The sequence below is a fragment of the Mycobacterium sp. IDUB_24 genome (assembly GCF_055419385.1).
Map to the genome: position 1 here is coordinate 289217 of NZ_JBVAXO010000007.1, position 22029 is coordinate 311245.

22 protein-coding genes and 1 riboswitch are annotated in these 22029 nt (G+C 65.8%); of the genes, 9 read left to right on the forward strand and 13 right to left on the reverse strand.

Annotation, left to right across the window (positions count from 1 at the left end):
- Window positions 1-113: 113 nt before the first annotated feature.
- Window positions 114-285: riboswitch (M-box (ykoK) riboswitch) on the reverse strand.
- 223 nt (window positions 286-508) lie between these two features.
- A complete protein-coding gene (locus ACZYZF_RS24065; protein WP_463837014.1) occupies window positions 509-1249 on the forward strand; it encodes an ATP-binding cassette domain-containing protein in 741 nt (246 codons plus the stop codon).
- Window positions 1250-1263: 14 nt separating this feature from the next.
- Window positions 1264-3258 (forward strand): YhgE/Pip family protein, encoded by a 1995-nt coding sequence (locus ACZYZF_RS24070; protein WP_463837016.1) that lies wholly within the window; start codon window positions 1264-1266, stop codon window positions 3256-3258.
- 62 nt (window positions 3259-3320) lie between these two features.
- Here the strand turns inward: ACZYZF_RS24070 and ACZYZF_RS24075 are convergent, their stop codons facing one another.
- Window positions 3321-4790, reverse strand: coding sequence for a carboxyl transferase domain-containing protein (locus ACZYZF_RS24075; RefSeq protein WP_463747176.1), 1470 nt, complete (start codon window positions 4788-4790; stop codon window positions 3321-3323).
- A gap of 27 nt (window positions 4791-4817) precedes the next feature.
- Between ACZYZF_RS24075 and ACZYZF_RS24080 the strand changes: the two genes are divergently transcribed.
- From ACZYZF_RS24080 to ACZYZF_RS24100, 5 genes are all read left to right on the forward strand, one after another.
- The gene (locus ACZYZF_RS24080) at window positions 4818-5552 is read left to right on the forward strand and encodes an enoyl-CoA hydratase (RefSeq protein ID WP_463747177.1); all 735 of its coding nucleotides are present in this window, start codon (window positions 4818-4820) and stop codon (window positions 5550-5552) included.
- A 1-nt stretch (window position 5553) separates the two neighbouring features.
- Complete coding sequence (locus tag ACZYZF_RS24085; protein ID WP_463837017.1) at window positions 5554-6660, forward strand: MBL fold metallo-hydrolase; 1107 nt, start codon at window positions 5554-5556, stop codon at window positions 6658-6660.
- A 65-nt stretch (window positions 6661-6725) separates the two neighbouring features.
- Entirely contained in the window at window positions 6726-9110 is a 2385-nt protein-coding gene (locus ACZYZF_RS24090) for a cation-translocating P-type ATPase (RefSeq protein ID WP_463837018.1), read from the forward strand.
- A 69-nt stretch (window positions 9111-9179) separates the two neighbouring features.
- On the forward strand, window positions 9180-9359 hold the full coding sequence (locus tag ACZYZF_RS24095) for an antitoxin (protein ID WP_029110248.1): 180 nt from the start codon (window positions 9180-9182) through the stop codon (window positions 9357-9359).
- A gap of 3 nt (window positions 9360-9362) precedes the next feature.
- Window positions 9363-9812, forward strand: coding sequence for a type II toxin-antitoxin system Rv0910 family toxin (locus ACZYZF_RS24100; protein ID WP_463747180.1), 450 nt, complete (start codon window positions 9363-9365; stop codon window positions 9810-9812).
- 71 nt (window positions 9813-9883) lie between these two features.
- On the opposite strand, the gene ACZYZF_RS24105 is transcribed toward ACZYZF_RS24100, so the two are convergent.
- The 12 genes from ACZYZF_RS24105 to ACZYZF_RS24160 form a co-directional block, all read right to left on the reverse strand.
- Window positions 9884-11116, reverse strand: coding sequence for a cytochrome P450 (locus ACZYZF_RS24105; protein WP_463747181.1), 1233 nt, complete (start codon window positions 11114-11116; stop codon window positions 9884-9886).
- Window positions 11117-11135: 19 nt separating this feature from the next.
- Window positions 11136-11549 carry a hypothetical protein gene (locus tag ACZYZF_RS24110; RefSeq protein WP_463837020.1) on the reverse strand — a complete coding sequence of 138 codons (414 nt, stop codon included), beginning with the start codon at window positions 11547-11549 and terminating at the stop codon, window positions 11136-11138.
- On the reverse strand, window positions 11546-12604 hold the full coding sequence (locus ACZYZF_RS24115) for an NAD(P)H-dependent amine dehydrogenase family protein (protein WP_463747183.1): 1059 nt from the start codon (window positions 12602-12604) through the stop codon (window positions 11546-11548). Before ACZYZF_RS24115 ends, ACZYZF_RS24110 begins: the two co-directional genes overlap by 4 nt.
- Window positions 12597-13646: an NAD(P)H-dependent amine dehydrogenase family protein gene (locus ACZYZF_RS24120; protein ID WP_463747184.1), complete on the reverse strand. Its 1050-nt coding sequence runs from the start codon at window positions 13644-13646 to the stop codon at window positions 12597-12599. The genes ACZYZF_RS24115 and ACZYZF_RS24120 overlap by 8 nt, the downstream gene beginning before the upstream one ends.
- Window positions 13643-14863, reverse strand: coding sequence for a cytochrome P450 (locus ACZYZF_RS24125; RefSeq protein ID WP_463837021.1), 1221 nt, complete (start codon window positions 14861-14863; stop codon window positions 13643-13645). Before ACZYZF_RS24125 ends, ACZYZF_RS24120 begins: the two co-directional genes overlap by 4 nt.
- 10 nt (window positions 14864-14873) lie before the next feature.
- The gene (locus ACZYZF_RS24130; RefSeq protein WP_463837023.1) at window positions 14874-15305 is read right to left on the reverse strand and encodes a hypothetical protein; all 432 of its coding nucleotides are present in this window, start codon (window positions 15303-15305) and stop codon (window positions 14874-14876) included.
- 9 nt (window positions 15306-15314) lie between these two features.
- Window positions 15315-16049: a hypothetical protein gene (locus tag ACZYZF_RS24135; RefSeq protein WP_029110238.1), complete on the reverse strand. Its 735-nt coding sequence runs from the start codon at window positions 16047-16049 to the stop codon at window positions 15315-15317.
- Window positions 16046-16177, reverse strand: a complete 132-nt coding sequence (locus tag ACZYZF_RS24140) for a hypothetical protein (RefSeq protein ID WP_463747188.1) — start codon at window positions 16175-16177, stop codon at window positions 16046-16048. The genes ACZYZF_RS24135 and ACZYZF_RS24140 overlap by 4 nt, the downstream gene beginning before the upstream one ends.
- A gap of 15 nt (window positions 16178-16192) precedes the next feature.
- Entirely contained in the window at window positions 16193-16987 is a 795-nt protein-coding gene (locus ACZYZF_RS24145) for a CbbQ/NirQ/NorQ/GpvN family protein (protein ID WP_029110236.1), read from the reverse strand.
- Window positions 16984-18513, reverse strand: coding sequence for a nitric oxide reductase activation protein NorD (locus ACZYZF_RS24150; RefSeq protein WP_463747244.1), 1530 nt, complete (start codon window positions 18511-18513; stop codon window positions 16984-16986). Before ACZYZF_RS24150 ends, ACZYZF_RS24145 begins: the two co-directional genes overlap by 4 nt.
- A gap of 151 nt (window positions 18514-18664) precedes the next feature.
- The gene (locus ACZYZF_RS24155) at window positions 18665-19267 is read right to left on the reverse strand and encodes a TetR/AcrR family transcriptional regulator (protein ID WP_029110234.1); all 603 of its coding nucleotides are present in this window, start codon (window positions 19265-19267) and stop codon (window positions 18665-18667) included.
- Window positions 19268-19321: 54 nt separating this feature from the next.
- Window positions 19322-20053, reverse strand: coding sequence for a hypothetical protein (locus ACZYZF_RS24160; RefSeq protein WP_463837025.1), 732 nt, complete (start codon window positions 20051-20053; stop codon window positions 19322-19324).
- Window positions 20054-20135: 82 nt separating this feature from the next.
- On the opposite strand from ACZYZF_RS24160, the gene ACZYZF_RS24165 reads away from it, so the two are divergent.
- Entirely contained in the window at window positions 20136-20924 is a 789-nt protein-coding gene (locus tag ACZYZF_RS24165; RefSeq protein ID WP_029110232.1) for an SDR family NAD(P)-dependent oxidoreductase, read from the forward strand.
- A 17-nt stretch (window positions 20925-20941) separates the two neighbouring features.
- Window positions 20942-22015 carry an NAD(P)H-dependent amine dehydrogenase family protein gene (locus ACZYZF_RS24170; protein ID WP_463837026.1) on the forward strand — a complete coding sequence of 358 codons (1074 nt, stop codon included), beginning with the start codon at window positions 20942-20944 and terminating at the stop codon, window positions 22013-22015.
- Window positions 22016-22029: the final 14 nt, after the last annotated feature.

The following is a 22029-nucleotide window of genomic DNA, read 5'->3' on the forward strand; positions in this document are numbered from 1 at the left end:
CGTGGTCACCTCCTTGCTGTCGGGCGCACGCAACGCCGTTTCATTGACGCAATCGTCAGATGCAAACGCGCTGAAGAGGAAGTTGGGCACATGGCCAAACGCGCTGGTTGGCGCGAGCACTCCCTCATCAGAGCTTTGGCACTACACGACGTGTCCCACCAGGATGGGAAGCCACTTGGAGTCATCCCTTGGGCCGGGAAGACCTGTCCTGATCCTGGGCGTCTCTCGACGTCGTCGGATCAGTGGCCTGTGTTCGTGTAGGAGCCTCACCTAACGAAGCGCGGGTTTCATTAGAAACCCTACACCGCGAAATTGTCAACACGGTTCACTGTCGGATCTGTGACTCCAAAACGGTTGTGTCAGTTCGGCAATGCCGCCGCGAGCCTTGGGCGTGACCGCCGTCACCAGAAGCCTCCAAGCGTCCCCGCACGCTTCACCCAGGAATCGACAGGCCGCCGCGGGTTTCCGGTTGCCTGTGCGCACCCGCCGGATGTGTTGTGATGTGCCTATGCCTGAGCAAAGTCTCGAGCCTGACACCGGTGAGGACGAGCAAAAGCCACCGGCAATCACCGCGCGCGCGATCGCCATGCACGGCCCATGGGGCCCGGTGTACGGGCCCGTCGACCTCGACATCGAGGAAGGGGGCGTCACGGTGCTGGTCGCGCCGGCGGGTACCGGTCGCACCGCACTGCTGATGACCCTGGCCGGGCGGATGAAAACCGCGCGCGGTCAGCTGACCGTGTTCGGTCGCACCCGCGCCACCGATATCTTCCGTTCCGCGGCTCTGGCCGGGATCGATGAACTCGACACGGTGTCCGAGTCCGTGACCGTGCGCGACCTGGTGACCGAACAACGCCGCTGGGACGCGCCCTGGTACACCCTGGTGGGCCGGGCTGACGAAGATGCACTGGCCGCCATGTGCGCGCCGGTCTTCGGTGAGTTGCCGTTGCCTTCGCTGACGGCGTACTTCGACGGGCTCACCGAGCTCGATCAGATCCTGTTGCGCATCGCGCTGGCCAACACCTCGGCCCCGCCGCTGCTGGTGGTCGGCAACCTGGACCACCTGACCGACGACCGCAACCGCGACATCGTGCTGGGCCGTCTGATCGCGCTGGGGGAGAAGCAGACCGTGATCACCGCGACCGTCAACGGGGTGCCCGGCCATCTGGCCGCGGCCGTGCGCGCTCAACTGACAGTGCCCAATACGACGCTGGCCGAGCCGGCCGGTTCGCAGAAAGGTGGCGAGTAACCGTGCTAGCCGGAATGTCGTTGGGTACTGACCTCAAACGTTTCTCGCGTGGCACGATGCCGCGGATCGCGCTCGTGACGGTCATCTTGCTGCCGCTGTTGTACGGCGCGATGTACCTGTGGGCGTTCTGGAATCCGTTCGGTGAGGTGGACAAGGTTCCGGTGGCGCTGGTCAACGAGGACCAGGGCACCGTGGCGGAGGGCCAGCAGATCAAGGCCGGGGACGAGGTGGCCGACGCGCTGGTGGATTCGGGTCAGCTTCAGCTGCACCGGGTTTCGGCTGCCGAAGCCGCCGAGGGTGTCTCCAGCGGCAAGTACTACTTCTCGATCACGCTGCCGCAGGATTTCAGCACCAGCATCTCGTCACCGTCGGGTGGTTCCCCGCACCAGGCCAACGTGCGCTTCACCTTCAACGACGCCAACAACTACCTGGGGTCGATCATCGGCCAGAACGCGGCGCGTGAGGTGATCAATCAGATCAACGCGAAGATCGGTGAACGCACGCTCGGCACCGTGCTGACCGGGTTGACCGATGCCGGCACCGGGTTGGTCAAGGCGGCCGACGGCGCGCAGCAGTTGGCCACCGGGAGCACGGCCGCCAATGACGGCGCACACCGGTTGGCGGCCGGGGCCGACGCCCTCACCACCGGGCTGGTCACCGCCCGCGACGGGTCTGCTCAGTTGGCCGCTGGTACCAGGCAACTGTCGACTGCGGTCGATACCGCCACCGATCCGCTGCTGACGGTGCTGGACCGGGTCAGCGGACTCGGTCTGGATCCCAACGAGGTCGGCATGGCCGCGCAGCGGTTGTCGGGTGCGGTGCGCTCGACCACTGACCGGATCGCGGCGCTGAACATCGACCAGGCCCAGGCCGCGGCCATCGTCGACCAGGCGGTCGGCATGCTGCGCAACAGCCCCGACCCCACCGTGCGCGACACCGGGGAGTTCCTGGCCGGCGCCCAGCGCCTGCTGGTCTCCCGCGGTCTCGACCCCACCACCGACGAGGGGCTGATCCGGTTGCGGGACAATGCCACCCAGCTGGAGAACGAACTCGGTGATCCGAACAGCAAGCTGCGGGTGTTCATCAACAAGGCGCTCACCGGCGGATTACGCTCCGACGTCGTCAAACTGCGTGACGGCGCGCACCAGCTGAACAGCGGCGCCAAGCAGCTCAACAGCGGTCTGGTGCAGCTGGCCAACGGTGGTCGCCAATTATCCAGTGGTGCAGGCGAACTCGCCGCCGGTACGGAAAAACTCCAGGCCGGCAATCAGCAGCTGGCCACCGCGCTCAAGGAGGGCTCGACGCAGGTTCCGTCCTGGACCCCGAAGCAGCGCACCGAGGTGGCGCGGACCCTGGCCGCCCCTGTGGCATTGGACATCCAGACCCACAATCCGGCCGCCACGTTCGGCACCGGTTTCGCGCCGTTCTTCCTGCCGCTGGCCTTGTTCATCGGCGCGCTCATCATCTGGATGTTGTTGAAGCCGTTGCAGTCCCGCCCGGTGGTCAACGGGTTGGGTGCGTTGCGCGTGGTGCTGGCGTCCTACTGGCCCGCCCTGCTGATCGTGTTCTGCCAGGTCGTGGTCATGTATGTGGTGGTGCATTTCGGGGTCGGCCTGCAGGCGAAATACCCGCTGGCCACCGTGGCATTCCTGTTCTTGGTCGCGGGCACGTTCCTGGCCCTGATCCAGGCATTCAACGCCCTGTTCGGGGTGTCGGTGGGCCGGGTCGTGACGCTGGCCTTCCTGATGCTGCAACTGGTCTCGGCCGGCGGCATCTATCCGGTGGAGACCACCGCCAAGCCGTTCCAGATACTGCACCCGGTCGATCCGATGACGTACGCGGTCAACGGTCTTCGCCAATTGATCGTGGGCGGGATCGATTCGCGGTTGTGGATCGCGATCGCGGTGCTGGTCGGTGTGCTGGCGGCCTCGCTGGCCGGCAGTTCGTGGGCCGCGCGTCGGGACCGGCAGTACACGATGGACCGGCTGAACCCGCCGATCGAAGTCTGACGAGCGATTTGGGTGCGTCCGGTAACGGTCAGCGTTACCAAACGCACCGAAATCGCCGGGAGTCAGAGCCCGATGCGCCGGTAGCGGTCCAGCCGGGTCTGCAGCCGCTGCTCGCCGGGCACCACACGAAGCGAAGACAGCTCGCCGGCGATCGCGGCGGACAACCGCTCGGTGAACGCCCGTGGTTCGTCGGCGGCATCGGGATGTTCGGGCACGATCACGTCGGCGATGCCGTTGCGTAACAGGTCGACAGAGCGAACCCCTTGGGCGGCAGCCAGTTCCGGGGCATGCGCGGTGTCGCGGTAGACGATGGCGCTGGCTCCCTCGGGCGGCAGTGGGGCCAGCCAGCCGTTCGCGGCGGCCAGCACCCGGTCGGCGGGCACCATCGCCAGGGCGGGCCCGCCACTGCCCTGACCCATCAGCACCGACACCGTGGGAGTGTCCAGCGTGACCAGTTCGGCCAGACAGCGGGCGATCTCACCGGCCAGCCCGCCCTGCTCGGCCTCGATCGACAGGGCCGGGCCGGGGGTGTCGATGACGAGGACCAGCGGCAGCTGCAGTCCGGCCGCCAAGGCCATGCCGCGCCGGGCCTCGCGCAACGCGGCGGGCCCGACGAGTCCGCCCTCGCTGCGGCGTTGACCCAGGACCACCGCGGGTTGTCCGCCGAAGCGGGCCAGGGCCAGCAGCATCGTCGCGGCCTCGCCCCGCTCGGTGCCCGACAGCAGCACCCGGTCGGTGGCGCCGTGGCGCAGCAGATAACCGACCCCGGGCCGGTCCGGCCGCCGCGAGGCCTTGACCGATTCCCAGGCCGGCACGTCGGGCAGCGGTTCAGGGGGCGCGGCGGCCGGGGGCGGGACAGGAGAGTCCAAGACCACCCGCAGGGTGCGGTCGAGGGTGTCGCGCAGCAGTGCGAGCGGCACCACCCCGTCGATGACGCCGTGGGCATGCAGGTTCTCGGCGGTCTGCACCCCGGGCGGGAACGGCTCGCCGTACAGGTGCTCGTACACCCGGGGGCCGAGGAAGCCGATCAGTGCGCCCGGTTCGGCGGCAGTGACGTGCCCCAGCGACCCCCAGGAGGCGAACACGCCGCCGGTGGTGGGGTGACGGAGGTACACCAGGTAGGGCAGGTGGGCCTGCTTGTGCAGTTCGACGGCCGCGGCGATCTTGACCATCTGCAGGAACGCCACGGTTCCTTCCTGCATGCGGGTGCCACCCGAGCTCGGTGAGGCCAGCAACGGCAGACCTTCGGCTGTCGCGCGTGTCACTGCGGCGGTGATCCGCTCGGCGGCGGCCACCCCGATCGAGCCGGCCAGGAAGTCGAACTCGCAGACCACCACCGCCACGCGGCGGCCGAAGATGGTGCCCTCCCCGGTCAGCACGGACTCGTCGAGCCCGGTCTTCGAGGACGCTTCGGCCAGTTCGCGCTGGTAGTCCTCGGAACGGGCGACCTCCAGAGGCGGGGAATCCCAGCTGATGAACGAACCCTCATCGAGCACTGCATCACGAAGCGCACGGGCGCCGATCCGACTCACGGCTTTGAGCGTAGTTAGGCTGGCGGCATGATTGGTGTCACCAGAGACGGCAATGTCCTGACCCTGGAATTGCAACGCGAAGAGCGGCGCAACGCGCTGAACTGCGAGCTTGTCGACAGCCTGCGGGAAGCGGTGGAGAGCGCCGTGACCGAGGATGTCCGGGCCATCGTGCTGACCGGTGCTGGTCCGGTGTTCAGCTCCGGGGCTGACCTCACCGATGCCGCCGGTATGGCCGAGAAGCTTCCCGACAAGGCCAAGGCACTGAACCTGGCGATCGACGCGACCCCGGTTCCGGTCATCGGCGCGATCAACGGCCCGGCGATCGGTGCGGGTGTGATCCTGTCGATGATCTGCGATCTTCGGGTCGTTGCCCCGAACGCCTACTTCCAGTTCCCGGTGGCGCGATACGGCCTGGCCTTGGACAACTGGAGCATCAGGCGGCTGACCTCGTTGGTCGGCTACGGCCGCGCACGGGGCATGCTGCTCGGTGCCGAGAAGCTGTCCGCCGAAACCGCGCTGCAGACCGGAATGGCCAACCGCATCGGTTCCCTGGCCGACGCCCAGAAGTGGGCCGCAGAGCTGGCCGGATTCGCACCGCTGGCGTTGCAGCACGCGAAACGCGTTCTCAACGACGACGGTGCCTACGAGGAGTCCTGGCCGGTCCACCAGGAGCTGTTCGACAAGGCGTGGGCATCCAAGGACGTCATCGAGGCGCAGGTGGCGCGGATCGAGAAGCGGCCGCCCAACTTCATCGGGGCCTGACATGCTGCGCGCTGCACTGCGGTTGGGCGCCCGGACGGCGTCACTGCTGGCCGGTGGGTGGTTGGTGCGTGCGCTGAACGGAACCTATGCCTCGGTGGGGGCCTTGCCTCGCGATATCCGCCCGGCGGCGCAGCGGTCCACCCAGTACGCCGACGGTGTGTTCGTCAATATCGAGCCGGCCTCGCCCGGCGTCAGCATGAGCGGCGAAGAGTGGCGCATGCTGATCTCGGAGATGATGAGCTCGCGCTCGGACAGCCGGCCGGCTGGACCGATCCCGCTGGCCGAACCGGTCGACGGGGACGCCGCGGTGTGTGCGGTGTCCTGGTACGGGCATTCCACTGCGCTGATCGAGATCGACGGTTTCCGCGTGCTGACCGATCCGGTGTGGAGCAGTCGGTGTTCGCCGTCGCGGGTGGTGGGCCCCCAGCGGCTGCACGAACCACCGCTGCCGCTGGAGGCGCTGCCTGCCGTCGACGCCGTGCTGATCAGCCACGACCACTACGACCATCTCGACATCGACACCATCCTGGGATTGGCCCGCACGCAACGCGCGCCGTTCGTGGTGCCGCTGGGCATCGGGGCGCATCTGCGCAAGTGGCGGATCCCTGAAGACCGGATCATCGAGTTGGACTGGAACGAGAGTCACCGGATCGGCGAGCTGACCCTGGTGTGCACGCCGGCCCGGCATTTCTCGGGGCGGCTGTTCCAGCGCAACACCACGCTCTGGGCCTCGTGGGCGGTCATCGGACCGCAACATCGGGCGTTCTTCGGCGGGGATACCGGTTACACCAAGAGTTTTTCCGAAATCGGTTCGGAATACGGACCTTTCGATCTGACTCTGCTGCCGGTCGGGGCGTATCACCCGAGCTGGCCCGACATCCACATGAACCCCGAGGAGGCGGTGCGTGCACATCTGGACGTCACCGATTCGGGCTTGCTGGTGCCGGTCCACTGGGCGACGTTCCGGTTGGCCCCGCACCCCTGGGCCGATCCGGTGCGGCGGTTGCTGACGGCGGCGGACCCGGCCGGTGTGCAGATCGCGGTGCCTCGTCCCGGGCAACGAGTTGATGCCGATTCCGCGGCGCTCGATCCGTGGTGGGAGTTCTGAGGGCCCTCGGGTGGCAAACTGACGTCTGATCATCACGACTCCGACGGGACGAGGACTTCGCGCGCATGACGACGATCAATGTCTCTGGTCTCACCGAAGCCGAGGTGGCTCAGCGGGTTTCCGAGGGTAAGAGCAACGATGTCCCGACGCGGGCCGCCCGCAGCGTCTCGGAGATCGTTCGCGGCAACGTCTTCACCCGGATCAACGCGATTCTCGGCGTCCTGTTCCTCATCGTGATGTCCACCGGATCGGTGATCAACGGTGCGTTCGGCCTGCTGATCATCGCCAACAGTGCGATCGGCATCATCCAGGAGATTCGCGCCAAGCAGACATTGGACAAGCTGGCCATCGTCGGGCAGGCCCGGCCCACGGTGCGTCGCGCGTCGGGTCGTCGCGACGTGCTGCCAAGTGAGGTCGTGCTCGACGACATCATCGAACTCGGTCCTGGCGATCAGATCGTGGTGGACGGCGAGGTCATCGAGGAATCCAATCTCGAGGTCGACGAGTCGCTGCTGACCGGTGAGGCGGATCCGATCGCCAAGGATGTGGGCGACGCGGTGATGTCGGGCAGTTTCGTGGTGGCCGGCTCGGGTGCCTATCGCGCCACCAAGGTGGGGCGCGAGGCGTATGCCGCCAAGCTCGCCGAGGAGGCCTCGAAGTTCACCCTGGTGAAATCCGAGCTGCGCAACGGCATCAACAAGATTCTGCAGTTCATCACCTACCTGCTGGTGCCGGCCGGCCTGCTCACCATCTACACCCAGCTGTTCACCACCCAGGCCGACTGGCAGGACGCGGTGCTGCGGATGGTGGGCGCCTTGGTGCCGATGGTCCCCGAAGGCCTGGTGCTGATGACCTCGATCGCGTTCGCGGTGGGCGTGGTGCGGCTGGGTCGGCGCCAGTGCCTGGTCAATGAGCTTCCCGCGATCGAGGGTCTGGCCCGGGTTGACGTGGTGTGTGCGGACAAGACCGGAACGCTGACCGAAAACGGCATGCGGGTAAGCGATCTCAAGGCTTGCGACGCAAACCCGACCACCGAGGTCGCCTCCGCGCTGGCGCAGCTCGCCGCCGATGATGCCCGGCCCAACGCCAGCATGGTGGCCATCGCCGAAGCTTTCGCCAAGCCACCGGGTTGGCAGGCCACCGCGACGGCTCCGTTCAAGTCGGCCACCAAGTGGAGCGGTGCGTCCTACGGAGAGCACGGCAACTGGGTGATCGGCGCCCCGGATGTACTGCTGGATCCCGGCTCGCCGGTGGCCGAGCAGGCCGAGCAGATCGGTGCCCAGGGCCTGCGGGTGCTGCTGGTGGGTTCTTCCGATCTGTCGGTCGACGCTCCCCAGGCCCCCGGTGCCGTCACGCCGGTTGCGCTGGTGGTGCTGGAGCAGCGCATCCGTCCCGACGCCGGTGACACGCTCGATTACTTTGCTTCCCAGCATGTTTCGGTCAAGGTGATTTCCGGAGACAACGCGGTTTCGGTGGGTGCGGTGGCGGGCAAGCTGGGCCTGCACGGCGAGACGATGGACGCCAGGCAGTTGCCCCACGAACCGGATCAGCTGGCCGAGGCCCTGGATCAGTACACGACGTTCGGCCGGGTGCGCCCGGATCAGAAGCGGGCCATGGTGCATGCCCTGCAGTCACGCGGTCATACCGTTGCCATGACCGGGGACGGTGTCAACGACGTGCTGGCCCTCAAGGATGCCGATATCGGCGTCGCGATGGGTTCGGGCAGTTCGGCTTCGCGTGCGGTGGCTCAGATCGTGTTGCTGGACAACAAGTTCGCCACGCTGCCCTACGTGGTCGGCGAGGGCCGGCGGGTGATCGGCAACATCGAGCGAGTCTCGAATCTGTTTCTCACCAAGACCGTGTACTCGGTGCTGCTGGCGATCTTGGTGGGGTTCGCCGGATTGTCGTCCAAGTGGTTCGGCACCGATCCGCTGTTGTTCCCGTTCCAACCCATCCACGTCACCATCGCGGCGTGGTTCACCATCGGCATCCCGGCGTTCATCTTGTCGCTGGCACCGAACACCGAACGGGCCCACTCCGGTTTCGTGCGCCGGGTGATGACGGCGGCACTGCCCTCGGGCCTGGTGGTCGGCACCGCCACGTTCGTCTCCTACCTCGTGGCCTATCAGGGCCGTGCGGCCAGTCCGGTGGAACAGACCCAGGCGTCGACGGCGGCGCTGATCACGCTGTTGGTGTCCTCGCTGTGGGTGCTGTCGGTGGTGGCCCGGCCGTACGAGTGGTGGCGGGTGGCGCTGGTCGCGACGTCGGGGCTGGCGTATGTGCTGATCTTCTGTTTGCCGCTGGCTCAACGACTGTTCATGCTGGATCCGTCGAACCTCAAGGTCACCGCGATCGCACTGGGTATCGGCCTGGTCGGGGCCTCGCTGATCGAAGCGCTGTGGTGGGTCCAGGGCCGGGTGCTGGGGGAGAAGCGCCGGTTGTGGAGATAGCTGGCAGCGGGGAGAATGTGCGAGGTTCGGTTGAATACCGAGAAGATGTCGAAACGATAGGGTGGGCTCATGGGATTCCTGGACAAGGCGAAGCAACTGTTGTCGCAGAACGCTGACAAGGTCGAGCAGGCCATCGACAAGGCCGGCGACATCGTCGACGACAAGACGCAGGGCAAGTACAGCCAGCATGTGGACAAGGCGCAGGAAGCGGCCAAGAACGCAATCAACAAGGACGAACCGCAGCAGTAAACTATGGCTAAATTGTCTGTCTCCGTCGATGTTCCGTTGCCGCCGGAGAAGGCGTGGGAGTACGCCTCTGATCTGTCCCGCTACGACGAGTGGCTGAGCATCCACCGCGCCTGGCGGTCGCAGTTGCCCGAGACCCTGGAAAAGGGCACGGTCATCGACTCGATCGTCGAAGTCAAGGGCATGCTGAACCGCGTGAAGTGGACGCTCGTGAACTACAAGCCGCCGCAGTCCCTGACTCTCAACGGTGAGGGGCGGGGTGGGGTAAAGGTCAAGCTGATCGGAAAGATCACGCCGGCTTCGGTGGATGGGGGAGAGGGCGCGAAAGTCTCCTTCGATGTCCACCTCGGTGGGCCGGCGCTGTTCGGGCCGATCGGCATGGTGGTGGCCGCTGCGCTCAAGGGCGATATTCAGCAGTCGCTCAACAAGTTCAAGGCGCTCTACGCGTCGTCGTAGTTTCTCTCGCGAACAGACACAAACCTGCCCTTTCTCAAGCGAAAACAGGCAGGTTTGTGTCTGCTCGCGCGCTATGGGCGGTCGAACTCCAGCGGCAGGCTGGTGGGGCCGCTGAGGCCCAGCAGTGGCTTCCAGGGCACCGGCCCGGCCACCCGGGGGTTTCCGAGCCGTCGAGACAGGATTGTGAGTGCCTCCGCGAGCTCGAGCCGCGCCAGGTTGGCGCCCAGGCAGTAATGCACGCCGCCACCGAAGGTCAGGATCGGCGGCGGGTCCTCGCGGGTGATGTCGAAGCGGGTCGGGTCGTCGTAGACGGACTGATCCCGGTTGGCCGCGTAGGTGTTCACGATGATGAAAGTCCCTGCGGGAAACGTGTACTCGCCGATCTCGGCGTCATCGGCGACGCTGCGCACGGTGCTGCACATCGACGGTGAATGGCGCATGGTCTCTTCGACGGCGCGCATCGCCTGCTCCGGCTGCTCCCGGAGCAGGGCCCATTGGTCGGGGTGGTCGCAGAGCACCTGCATCGAGGCTGCCAGCTGACTGCGGGTGGTGTCGGTTCCGGCGACCAGGATGGAGAACGCCAGCATCCGTAGCTCGGCGGCGTCCAGCCGATCGCCGCCGTCTTCGATCCGGATCAGGTCCGATAACAGATCGTCGGTCAGGTGCCGGCGCCGGCTGGCGATCATGTCATCGATGTAGTCGTCGAACTCGCCCCACGCCTTCAGTACGACCGGCTCCTCCTGGGCGAGGTCGCAGTCGAAGCTGACGATTTTGAAGATGTCCTCGGCCCAGCGGGAGAACTGCTGCCAGTCCTCGCGCGGTGCGCCGAAAAGGGCGCAGATGATCGGAATCGGATACGGCCGCGCGACGTCTGCCACGAACTCGCACCGGCCGGCGTCTTGAATACTGTCGAGCAGTTCGTTGACGACACTGTGGATCGCGTCGTGCATGCGCGCGGTGGCACGTGGCGTGAAAGCCCGGGCGACCAGGCTGCGCAACCGGCGGTGTTCCTCACCTTCCATGTTCAGGATGCTGCGGGTCACCCTGTCCCACAACGGACCCGACGTGATGCCGTGGGCGGACAGGTGAATGCCCTGAGGGATCCCGAACCGCGGATCGCGTAGTACGGCGCGGGCCATCTCGTAGGACAGCACTTCGGGCCCGATCGGACCGAGTGCGATCGGCGCGACTTCCTGAGCCGCCCGGAACTGCGGATAGATCTGCTGCGGGGTGTCGGTGACGGAGTAGTCGAGGGTCGGCAGTCCGGCGTCGAAGACGCTGGGCTTCGTGGTGTCGACAGTCATGGCAATCCCCGCGCTTTCGTCAGACGTTGGTGGAAAGGAACGTCAGCGGCAGACCCAGGACGGACAGGTCGATCTCGTCGAGATAGGACCCCTCGCCGGAGAATTCCTGCTTGAACCGCGTCGCCGACCCGTAGCGCTCGGCCACGGTCTCGGCCGCCGCGGCGTCGGGCACTCGGAGTACCACGGTGTACACACCGTCGCCGTGGCGGTCGAGGAAGTCGTTCACCGACGCCGCCACCGACGCGGTCGAGCCGGGCACCGGGCTGATCAACTCGACGCCACGGTCCCAATCCAGCTGTACGTGCACGCCGAGGTCGGTGAGTTCCGCAGTGTTGAAGGTGAATCCCAGGTCGGTGAACAACTGGACCATGCCGGCTTGCCGGTCCGCGGCGACGGCGAACACGACGTGGTGCAGTGACGATTCTGTGCTCATTTCCGGACCAGGCCGCGGGGCCGGACGAGCCCGAGGTCGAGGTGGTTGAGCCAGCCCGGCGGGGCATCGCAGACGTCCGGGATCGCGTTGATGGCGCCCATGGCCGTCCAGTCGTAGCCGGGATGGGCCATGGTGCCGTCCTTCTGCCTGACACCTTTGAGGGTCAGCTCGGTGGGCGGGTCGCCGTCGATCACGATCTCGTACCGCGTTTCGCCCCAATCCCAGGCCGGTTCAAGCTTTTCGGGGCCCGCGGTCACGTAGATCGCGTGGAAGACGATCAGTGGTTGCCCGCCGACCCACGCGGTCCATTCGTGCCGCTGGGCGGCGACGGTGCCCTTCGCGATCGCGCCCTCGTCGTGCGGGATGTCCTCGGCAGCCGTCGCGATGTCGACCTCGGCGGCGGTCACCTCGTCGATCGTCACGCCGAGGCCGTCGGCGATCATGTGCATCGATTGCGCGAAGAACGGCAGGCCGAGTCCCAGAATCGTTGGCTCGGTGAGGAATGTGTCTTTGTCCTTGCCGAATCCCATCCAGTCGATGTGGTCCATCGGCGCGTCCTTCAAGACGTCGACGACCTCGTACACGTGGATGGTGTCGATCCTGTTCATCACGCGGGCAAGCGTGAGCGGAAGGATGTCGCCGGCATAGCCCGGATGGATGCCGCCGCCGTGGAACGAGGTGCCACCGTCGGCGCAGGCGGCCCGGATCTGTTCGGCGGGCTCGCGGAAATCCGGTGACGGATGGAAGAAGCCGCTTGTGGTCACCACGTTTTTGCCCGAGCGCAGGAGCCGGCAGACGGTGTCGACGTCCATGATGATCGGCGTGTAAAACACGCAGTCGGCGTCGAGCGCCATGATCGCGTCGATGTCGTCGGTGGCGATGACGCCGGTGGGTGCGACACCGACGATCTCACCGGCGTCCTTGCCGACTTTTTCCTTGCTGTGCACCAGAACACCGACCAGTTCGAATACCGGGCTGTCGGCGAAATGCCGGACACCGACCCGACCGACGTCTCCGGTCATCCATTGGATGATGCGATAGGTTCTCTCAGACATTCAGGACACCTCGGGGCAGTAGAAGCGGCAGGTCGTTGTAGGTGGCGATGCCTGCGGGCGCGGCGACGACCGCCGGGATCGCGGTGATTGCGGGCATCGCGGTGATGGTAAGTCCGAGCATGATGAAATCGTCCAGAGTTTCGGCCACAAAGTCCGGTGGGGGTTCGAAGCTCAGCGTGCTCGTGATGGTGGGCCGGCCCTCGACGGTGACGGTGTACCCGAAACTGGTGGGCCAGACCGGTTCCAGCGACTGGCCTTTGGTCCATACTCCACGGATCTCGATCACGTCGCGGTCGCCGACGAATCCCTTCCATCTGACGTCGATACCCGCGACGCAGCCGGCTTTGATGGTCCAGTCGCCGGGCAGCTGGAGTTCTTCGGTGGTCTGGGCGTACTCGGCTTCACAGCGCACGGCGTCGAGCCGCACACCCAGGGCGCCGGCCACCAATTGCACCGCTTCCCGGAAGATGCCGGACCCGTTCTCGGTGATCGCATGCAGATCGGGTTGGTCGATGGGATAGCCGAAGCCCATGGGGATCTCGGTGGCCGGTGAGTTGTAGATGGTGGTGTCGAACGACTCCACGATCGAAATCCGGTCGACGCGGTCCGAGATGCCTGCGGTGACAACGGCGAAGAGTTGGATGAAGCCCGGGTTGATGCCGCTGCCGAAGATGGTCGAGCCGCCCCGCTCGCACGCGTCGACGACGCGTGCACGGCCCTCGCCCAGGCTGTGGCCGTTGATGAACTCGGAGGTGGTGACGACGTTGACACCCGCGCCGAGAATGCGGACCAGGACGTCCACGTCGGCGAACATCGGGTTGTAGACGACGCAGTCCGGCTTCAGCGCGAGCAGCGTGTCGACATCGTCCGTGGCTGTCACACCCAGCGGTTCGATACCGCAGAGTTCGCCGACGTCCTTGCCGACTTTGTCGGGCGCCCAGGCGTAGCACCCGACGAGTTCCAGATCCGAGTTGGCGGCGATGGCATGGACCGACTTGCGGCCGACGTTGCCCGTCGTCCACTGCACGACCCGGTAGGTCATACCGTGGACCGCTCACCAGGTGTGAATACCACGGGCACCGAGCGGAATCCGCGCGTGACGGAGTTGCCATGAAACCGTGCGACTTCGTCTCCTGCGAGCGTGAAGTCGGGCATCCGGGACAACACCCGCTCCAGGCCCACCTGGAACTCCAGGCGGGCCAGGTTGGACCCGAGGCAGCGGTGCACCCCGGCGCCGAAGCCGAGGTGCCGGTTCTCGCGGCGGTCGAGGATGCAGCGGCCCGCGTCGGGGAACTCCTGTTCGTCGCGGTTGGCGGAGGCGTAGTTGACGATCACCGACTCGCCCGGCGAAAAGGTGCAGCCGCTCAGTTCGACTTCTTTGGCGACGGTGCGGGGAATGCCGTGGATCGATCCGGCGAACCGGATGAATTCCTCCACCGCGCGGGCGAGGAGTTCGGGATCGCCGGTGAGGCGGTCGCGCTCGGCCGGATCGGTGGCGAGGTAGTGGTAGGCGAAAGACATTGCGCTGGCGGTTGTCTCGAGTCCGGCCTGGACCAGGAGCATGGCGTTGGATACGACGTCGCCGAATGACAGCTTCTCCCCGTCGATTTCGGCCGAGAGCAGGACGTCGATCATGTCGTCACGGGGCGGCTGGTCCATGCGCACGGTCACGGCGTCGTGCAGGTGCTGATACAGCGCGCCCCAGGCGCTCATCCGGTCCTGCTCGGTCGCGCCGTTGAGTGCGGTGTCGGTGAGCTCGACGCACAGCGGGACGTCGTCGACCGGCATGCCGAGCAGGTACTTGAAGAACACGACGCCGGGTTGGCGCCAGGCGATCTGGGCGAGGTCGCCGGATCCGCTCTCGATGAAATCGTCGATGAGCCGGTCGGTTTCGGCGCCGATCTCGGGCCGCAGTGCCTTCATCCGGCCCGGCGAGAAGTAGGGGTTGAGGACTTTGCGGAATTTCTGCTGCCGCGGCGGGTCGAGGGTGATCACCAGATCACCGGCGAGTTGCTCAGCTCCCTCCGGCGTCGGATTGCTGGAGAAGTGCTCCCAGTCCTGCAGGATCTGGACACACTCCGCGTAGCGCACCGCCACCCACGCACCCGTCGGCGTCGCGCTGAGGAACGGGTTGTCAGTGCGGGCGAACGGTGACTGCTGCCGCATCACCGAGTAGACGTCGTAGAGAAAGTCGTTGTCGTTGAAGTCCTGGTGGCGCAGGTCCCAGTTCTCGGCGTGGCGTTCCAGCGATTCCGGCACAGTCGGGCTCCTATGGGTTCTGCTGCTGTCCTGCGGCTTGACGTGCCTCACGTGCTTCACGTTCCTGGTGGATCTGGACCAGCTCACGGAACCCGATCCTGTTGTACTTGGGTACCGGCTGGATTCCCCACTGGTCCTGCGCCGTGTCCTTGCCTTCGGCGCCTTCGGGCGGCCCGAATGCCGGGTACGGGACCTTGCATTCGAGTGTGTCGTCGGAATAGCGGACCTTGAGCAGTTCACTGCAGATCTCGGTGAGGCTCAAGGTGGGGTACCCGTAGTAGACCGCCATGAACGGCAGCGTGAACGCGCCTTCGATGACGAGGGCGATCAGGCACACCAGGACGGCGCGCTTGATCCACTTGTGCATGCGCGCGTAGTACGGCGTGGTCCCCGGGGGGAGATCCTCGGCCTTCTCCTCAACGGCTTCAGGTGTTGTTGTCACAGTTGCTCCTTAGTCCGAGAAGATCTCGCGGTTCACCGTGTGCAGGTACGGGATCGCGAGAAACGGGGTGATGTAGAAGATGTCGTAGAGCCACCAGCCGATGACCGGGAACACGACGCCTGCGAAGCGCACATCGGCGAACATCGTCATGTTGAACACGTAGAGACACCAGATGAGCACACCCATCCAGCAGGTGATGATCATCCATTGGTGGCCCCAGCGTTTCATCTGCAAGAAGCCGATCGCCGCAGCGCACCGCATGGCGAAGACGGTGAGGATCATGCCGAACACCATGGACTTCTCGCCCGGTCCGGCGGCTCCGCCTACCCACAATTCGTTGTAGTGCCAGAAGTATCCGGCGTCGAACATGGCGCCCCAACCGACCATCAGCACGCGGTTGATGAGGGTGTGGTTGGCGACCAGGTCCAGCGCCCAACCGAGGCTGTTGAGCATGCCGTCGATCAGCACGAGATAGCCGATCAGCGTCACGATCATCGGCCGGACGGAATACCCTGCGCGCAGCGCCTGGCGCTGTAACCACACGCCGCGCATGAAGATGGGTAACCCGATCAGCCCGGGCGCCCACATGCCCATCAGGCCCGCGCCGACGATCATCCACTTGTCGGCCCGCCGCTGCGCCAGCCGGGACGCCTCATGGTGCTCTTCGAGGTTGCCGGAACCCTCCAGCGGAACGGTCGGGGTGACCTTGGCGCCCGATTTCCGGTTCAGCAGAGGAATGTTCACAGATCCCACCAGCCTCGGGCGAAGGACATGTACAGCTGGATGAGAAACATGGTCAGCAGATATCCGTAGATGACGATCTGCAACACGATCAGCGCCTTCTTGCGGTTGCGTTCCTTCTGATCCACCATGGCGGCGATTCCTTCCTAGGTACTTGTGCTGTTGACGTCGGCGAGACTGGCCGCAGCCACTTCCCGCAGTCCTTCGGTGATGGCGCCCTCGCTCGACAGCGGGGCGAGCACACATGCCTCGGCTGCTTCGAGTTCCGTTGCGCCGGCCGCGATCAGGTGGCCCGCGGTGACCAGCACCCGGGTGGAGGGCGGTTCGAAGTGGAAGGCCTCGTCAGCGGTCCGGATCGCGGTTGCGCACCGGACCAGCCGCTGCGCGGTGGGCAGTCCGACGCCCGCTTCGGCGACGATCACCTCGGCCTCGCGGTCGGGCGGTAGGTAGTGCATCGGCAGTGTGACGAACCGCTGCCGGAACGACGGCTTGAGCTCCTTGAGTGAGCTGCGATAGGCGGGGTTGTACGAGCACACCAGCATGAAAGTCTCTGGCGCATGGACGACTTCGTCCGCACGGTCCAGGTAGAGCGTGCGCCGGTGGTCGGTGAGCGAGTGCAGGACGGCCAGCGAATCGTGGCGTGCCTCGACGACCTCGTCGAGGTAGCAGATCGCCCCGGCCTTGACCGCTCGCGTGAGGGGCCCATCGGTCCAGACCACGTCGCCGCCCGTCACCATGAACCGGCCGACGAGGTCCGAGCTGGTCAGGTCGTCGTGGCAGCTGATGGTGACGACGGGTCTTTCCAGCAGGGTGCCCATGTGCTCGACGAGGCGGGTTTTCCCGCAGCCTGTCGGGCCGGTGAGCATCACCGGCAACCGCTGCCGGCAGGCCTGCTCGAACAGCTGAACCTCGTTGCCGTTGGCGTAGTACGTATCTGTCATGAGGTGACCAGCTCCCTGTGGACGTGAGCGAGGACGCGGGGAAGTTCTTCGATGCGGCGGATGCGTTGGGACCGTTTGGGTCCGAACACCTCCGGCAGGGGGTCCACACGGGTGGGCCCGACTCCGACGTAGTACATGGAGACGCCGGCGTCGTTGGCTTCTTCGACAGCGTGGGCGGCATCGGCCCAGGCATAACGGCCTTCGTACCCTTCGTCGGAGATCAGCCCGTCACCGATGACGATCAGCAACCTGCGCTCCGAGGGCTGTGCGAGCAGGCGGCTGGTCATGTGCCGCAGTGGCGCACCGAGTCTGGTGTAGCCGCCGGTGGACAGGCCCAGGCTGCCGGGCGGGACGAAACGCCGCTCCGCGAAGTCCTTGAGGCAGCTGACTTCCACGCGATGGCGGGTGTTCCCGGTGAACGTGAAGATGCCGTGCCGTTCCCGGGCCGATGTCATCGCGCGCGACAGCGCGTCGGCGCAGGCCAGCTCGAGTTTGAAGATCTTGCCGCCGTGCACCCCGAGCGAGGAGCTGCCGTCCAGCAGCAGCGCGGTGGTGACGTCGCGGCTGGCCGGCAGCAGTTCACGGAACAGGCGCGGTTCGACCGCCTCACCCGTCGTCACGTCGATGTAGTGGTTGACGTACTGGTCGACGTCCAGGTCGGACCCGTCTTCCAGCCGGTTCTTCATCGCCCGATGGGTGTTCTCCTCGAACCACTTCCGGACATCGACGGCGACCGCGCCAGGCTGCCGGTCACGGCCGGTACGCGGTTGTTCGAGAACCGCGACGTGGTTCGGCATGAAGCTCTGCGTCCACGCGTTCCACTCCGGATAGGGGATGCCCGGCCGGTGGTCGGGGGTGATGTCGAGGTCGTTGTCCTGGGGCCGGCTCGGCGGGGGAAGGTTGGAATTGCGGACCCCACCGTCGCCGCCCGCGGGGACGGAGTGCGGGGCCGGTGAACGCTTCTGGTTCGTGGTCCACGGCAGCCGCCCGAACGTGCGGCGCAGCTTGTCGGACAGGCCCTGTGGCAGCGTGTAGGCCCGCGGCAGACTGCCGAGCAGTGGATCGATGGGGAACCGCTGAGAGGTGCGCGCCAGGGCGATGGCCCGGTTCAGCATCTCCTTGGCGTCCATGTCGGCACTGGCGGGTTCCAGGTGCGGCAGTGCCGCGCGGAGATCTGCCAGCAGTCCGGGCCAGTTCGCGGCGACCCAGCCCAACGCGACGCCGGACTCGACGAGCGTGAGTGCGGCCAGCTCACGGGTCGACAGCTCGTTGAGCCGGTAGTCGACGATGCGTTCCTTGGACGGCGAGCATTGCAGTGCCACACCGCATGTCAGCATTCGCCGGGACCAGTCGCGTCGTGGCGGATAGGGCACGTGCACGACGTCGAGCAGAGAACTCAGGCCGAAACCGCGATTCTGACCGCTGACGAGGCGCGCCCCGATACGGCGCTGGTTGCTCAAGGCCACGGCGGTGACGGCGCAACTGCGCTCGGTCGCCATGGCGTGGGCTTCGCTGAGTTCCGGCATCTGCTGCGTCATGCCGTCAGAAGGTGCCGATATTGGAGAACATCCAGTACCAGAACCAGATGATCAGGCCCGTACCGCCCCAGGCGGCCACATAGCGGAGTATCTCCCAAATCCAGCCGGCCACGTCAGTTCTCCTCACAGAAGGGATGGTTCATCGGATCTCCAGTCCTCGCCGCGCGGTGATGACCAGGTTGGCCAGCATGGCGTCGCGGTGTTCGCTGTTGGTGGTGGTGCTCAGCACGCCGTAGATACCCAGTAGGAAGAATGCGGCGCTGTAGAAGGCGTCGACCTCGGGATGCACCTCGCCGTCGCCGCGGGCGCGCTCGATCTCGCCGACGAGCAGCACGATCACCGGATGATCGGTCCATTCGTCTTTGGTGGGACGCGACGGTGAGAAGTGCAGCGCGAGAAGCTCTTTGAACAGTATCGGGCCGAAGCGCTGTTCCAGGCGACCCACTAGGTGGACGAGTTCGGTGAGCGCCGTCGCGAGGTCATGGGCGGCTTCGAGGAAGTGGGCGAATTCGGTTGCCATGCGTGTTTCTTCGCGACTCTCCAGCTCCAGCAGGACGTGCTCCTTGCTGGGGAAGTGGAAGAAGAAGGTTCCGTGCGCCACGCCCGCGGCGCTGACGATGGCGCCGACGTCGGCTCCGGCCATGCCCGAGGCGCGGAACTCGGCTATGGCCGCACCGAGTATCCGCTCCCGCGTCTGCAGCCGGCGCAGCTCTCGCGCCGACTGCTTGACCTGTGGCGTCATGGTCCGCTCTTTCTAGTGCAATTACTGATTGCAGTCAATGAGTGAAGTCATTGACTAGTCGGAGAAGATCTCGCGGTTGACCGAATGCAGGTACGGGATCGCGAGGAACGGGGTGATGTAGAAGATGTCGTAGAGCCACCAGCCGACGACCGGCAGCACGACGCCGGCGAACCGGACATCGGCGAACATCGTCATGTTGAACACGTACAGACACCAGATGACGATCCCCATCCAGCAGGTGATGATCATCCACTGGTGGCCCCATCGCTTCATCTGGAGGAATCCGATGCCCGCGGCGATCCGCATGGTGAAGACGGTGAGGATCATGCCGACTTCCATGGCCTTCTCGCCGGGGCCGGCGGCCCCGCCGAGCCAGAGCTCGTTGTAGTGCCAGAAGTAGCCCGCATCGAACATTGCGCCCCAGCCGTTCAACAGAATTCGGGCCAAGATGGTGTGGTTGGCGGCCAGGTCCAGCGCCCACCCGACGGTGTTGATCGCGGCGTCGATGATGACCAGATAACCGATCAGCGTGACCAGCATCGGGCGGACGGACAGCCCGTCGCGCTGCGCCTTGCGTAGCAGCCAGACCCCGCGCAGGAAGAGCGGCAGACCGAAGATGCCGAGCGCCGCCGTGCCGATGAGCAGGCTGCCGGATATGAGCCATTTGTCGGCCTGCCGTTGCGCCCGCTGCGAGGCTGCCATGTGTTCGTCCAGCCCGCTCGTTGACGGGCGTGACGTCGTGTCTCGGCTGTCGCCACGGTTCAAATTGAACGTTGGCAAGTTCATGCACGCTGACTATAGTCAACGAACTGGGGTAGTCAATCGGCTGCGCACACGCATGGCAGCAGCCGCAACGGGGAGGGACGCCATGGCACTGGAGCAGTTCAGCCTGGACGGCCAGGTCGCGATCGTGACCGGCGCCGGAAAAGGTGTCGGGCAGGGGATTGCGCGAGTGTTGGCCGAGGCCGGTGCCACCGTCGTCGGCACGGCCAGAACGGAATCCGACATCGTCGGGACCATCACCGGTATCGAAGAGGCGGGAGGTAAGGGCGTGGCGGTGGTCGCCGACGCGACGAACCGGTCTGACGGTGAACGCGTGGTCGGCACAGCGATGGAGCGGTTCGGTCGCGTCGACATCCTGATCAACAACGTCGGTGGTTCGACCTACGCACGGTTCCTCGACATCACCGACGAGGACTTCAGGCACACGTTCGATTGGTGCGTCACGTCGGCGTTCATCATGAGTCAGCTCGTGGCACCCCACATGATCGACGCCGGCCGCGGATCGATCGTCAACATATCCTCGGGCTCAGCGCGTTTCGGCATTCGTGCGTTGACGGCGTACTGCGTCGCCAAGGGCGGGCTGGAAGCGCTGACGCGGGCCATGGCGCAGGAGCTGGCGCCCAAGATCCGGGTGAACGCGATCGCCCTGGGGTCTTTTGCGACCGAGGGTCTACAAGGGAGCCTTGACTTGTTACCCGGGTCGTTGGAGAAGATGAAAGAGGCGACGCCGTTGCATCGCCTTGGTGACGTGGAGGATCTCGGGAGATTGTGCGTCTACCTGTCCACCCGGGACTGCTACGCGACCAACGCCATCTTCCACGTCGACGGCGGCATCGACTCGAACAACTCGCCACTGCCGATTCCCGACTACTGAGCAAGAACGGAGCGCGCGTGCGCAGAGTGGTTCAATTCTCGACGGGCAATGTCGGTAGGCATTCGCTGGCCGCGATCATCGGCAGGCCCGATTTGAAGTTGGTCGGTGTCCATGCCGCGGGCCCCGAGAAGATCGGCCGCGACGCTGCCGAATTGTGTGGGCGCAGTGCGCCGACAGGCGTGGTCGCCACCGACGACATCGACGCGCTCATCGCGCTCGAGCCCGATTGTGTGGTGTACACGGCATTGGGCGAGACCCGGCCGATGGAGGCCATCGAACAGATGTCCCGGTTCCTGGCGGCCGGCATCAACGTGGTCGGGACATCGATGGTGTGGCTGGTGACACCGCGCCAGGCCGACGACTGGCTGCGGGTGCCACTCGAGAAGGCCTGCACCGCTGGGAATTCCACGCTGTATGTCAACGGCATCGACCCCGGCTACTCGGGAGATACCGCGGTGTATGCCGCGCTCAGCCTGGTCACTCGGGCCGAGTCGGTGACGGTCAAGGAGATCTTCGACTACGGCAATTACGATGACTACGAATACACCGGCACCGCCATGGGTTTCGGCACCACGCCTGACGACGACCTGCCGATGGCGTTCCAGCCCGGGGTGGTCACCTCGATGTTCGGCGGCCTGGTGCGCAACCTCGCCGACCGGCTCGGGGTGGAACTCGACGAGGTCGGCCAGCGATTCGAGCCGTGGTACAGCCCCGAGCGCATCGAGTGCACGATGATGACCGTCGAGCCAGGGCAACTCGCCGGAGTGCGGTTCGCCGCCGAAGGCGTGCGCGGCGGCGTCCCGGTCATCACGATCGAGCACACCACACGACTGACCCCGGCGGCCGCGCCGGATTGGGAGTATCCGCCGGAAGGTCAGTCCGGGGTGCACAAGGTGATCGTGGAGGGCGAGCCGCGCATCGAGGTGAGCACTGAGCTGTCCCATCCGGTGCTCGACGTGACCGACGCCGGGTGCGTCTCCACGGCCGCCCGGGTGGTCAACGCGATCGACTGGGTATGCCGCGCACCATCGGGGTTGGTTGCGGCCGAGGACATCCCGCCGACCGAGCTGATCCGCGGCCTGATGTGGTGAGGACTTTCTCCGCC

What these genes read in the sequence shown, in the direction of transcription:
- ACZYZF_RS24065 (WP_463837014.1), top strand. Translation starts at nt 509, where the DNA reads ATGCCTGAGCAAAGTCTCGAGCCTGACACCGGTGAGGACGAGCAAAAG.
- ACZYZF_RS24070 (WP_463837016.1), top strand. Translation starts at nt 1,264, where the DNA reads ATGTCGTTGGGTACTGACCTCAAACGTTTCTCGCGTGGCACGATGCCG.
- ACZYZF_RS24080 (WP_463747177.1), top strand. Translation starts at nt 4,818, where the DNA reads ATGATTGGTGTCACCAGAGACGGCAATGTCCTGACCCTGGAATTGCAA.
- ACZYZF_RS24085 (WP_463837017.1), top strand. Translation starts at nt 5,554, where the DNA reads ATGCTGCGCGCTGCACTGCGGTTGGGCGCCCGGACGGCGTCACTGCTG.
- ACZYZF_RS24090 (WP_463837018.1), top strand. Translation starts at nt 6,726, where the DNA reads ATGACGACGATCAATGTCTCTGGTCTCACCGAAGCCGAGGTGGCTCAG.
- ACZYZF_RS24095 (WP_029110248.1), top strand. Translation starts at nt 9,180, where the DNA reads ATGGGATTCCTGGACAAGGCGAAGCAACTGTTGTCGCAGAACGCTGAC.
- ACZYZF_RS24100 (WP_463747180.1), top strand. Translation starts at nt 9,363, where the DNA reads ATGGCTAAATTGTCTGTCTCCGTCGATGTTCCGTTGCCGCCGGAGAAG.
- ACZYZF_RS24105 (WP_463747181.1), bottom strand. Translation starts at nt 11,116, where the DNA reads ATGACTGTCGACACCACGAAGCCCAGCGTCTTCGACGCCGGACTGCCG.
- ACZYZF_RS24110 (WP_463837020.1), bottom strand. Translation starts at nt 11,549, where the DNA reads ATGAGCACAGAATCGTCACTGCACCACGTCGTGTTCGCCGTCGCCGCG.
- ACZYZF_RS24115 (WP_463747183.1), bottom strand. Translation starts at nt 12,604, where the DNA reads ATGTCTGAGAGAACCTATCGCATCATCCAATGGATGACCGGAGACGTC.
- ACZYZF_RS24120 (WP_463747184.1), bottom strand. Translation starts at nt 13,646, where the DNA reads ATGACCTACCGGGTCGTGCAGTGGACGACGGGCAACGTCGGCCGCAAG.
- ACZYZF_RS24140 (WP_463747188.1), bottom strand. Translation starts at nt 16,177, where the DNA reads ATGGTGGATCAGAAGGAACGCAACCGCAAGAAGGCGCTGATCGTGTTG.
- ACZYZF_RS24145 (WP_029110236.1), bottom strand. Translation starts at nt 16,987, where the DNA reads ATGACAGATACGTACTACGCCAACGGCAACGAGGTTCAGCTGTTCGAG.
- ACZYZF_RS24150 (WP_463747244.1), bottom strand. Translation starts at nt 18,513, where the DNA reads ATGCCGGAACTCAGCGAAGCCCACGCCATGGCGACCGAGCGCAGTTGC.
- ACZYZF_RS24155 (WP_029110234.1), bottom strand. Translation starts at nt 19,267, where the DNA reads ATGACGCCACAGGTCAAGCAGTCGGCGCGAGAGCTGCGCCGGCTGCAG.
- ACZYZF_RS24160 (WP_463837025.1), bottom strand. Translation starts at nt 20,053, where the DNA reads ATGAACTTGCCAACGTTCAATTTGAACCGTGGCGACAGCCGAGACACG.
- ACZYZF_RS24165 (WP_029110232.1), top strand. Translation starts at nt 20,136, where the DNA reads ATGGCACTGGAGCAGTTCAGCCTGGACGGCCAGGTCGCGATCGTGACC.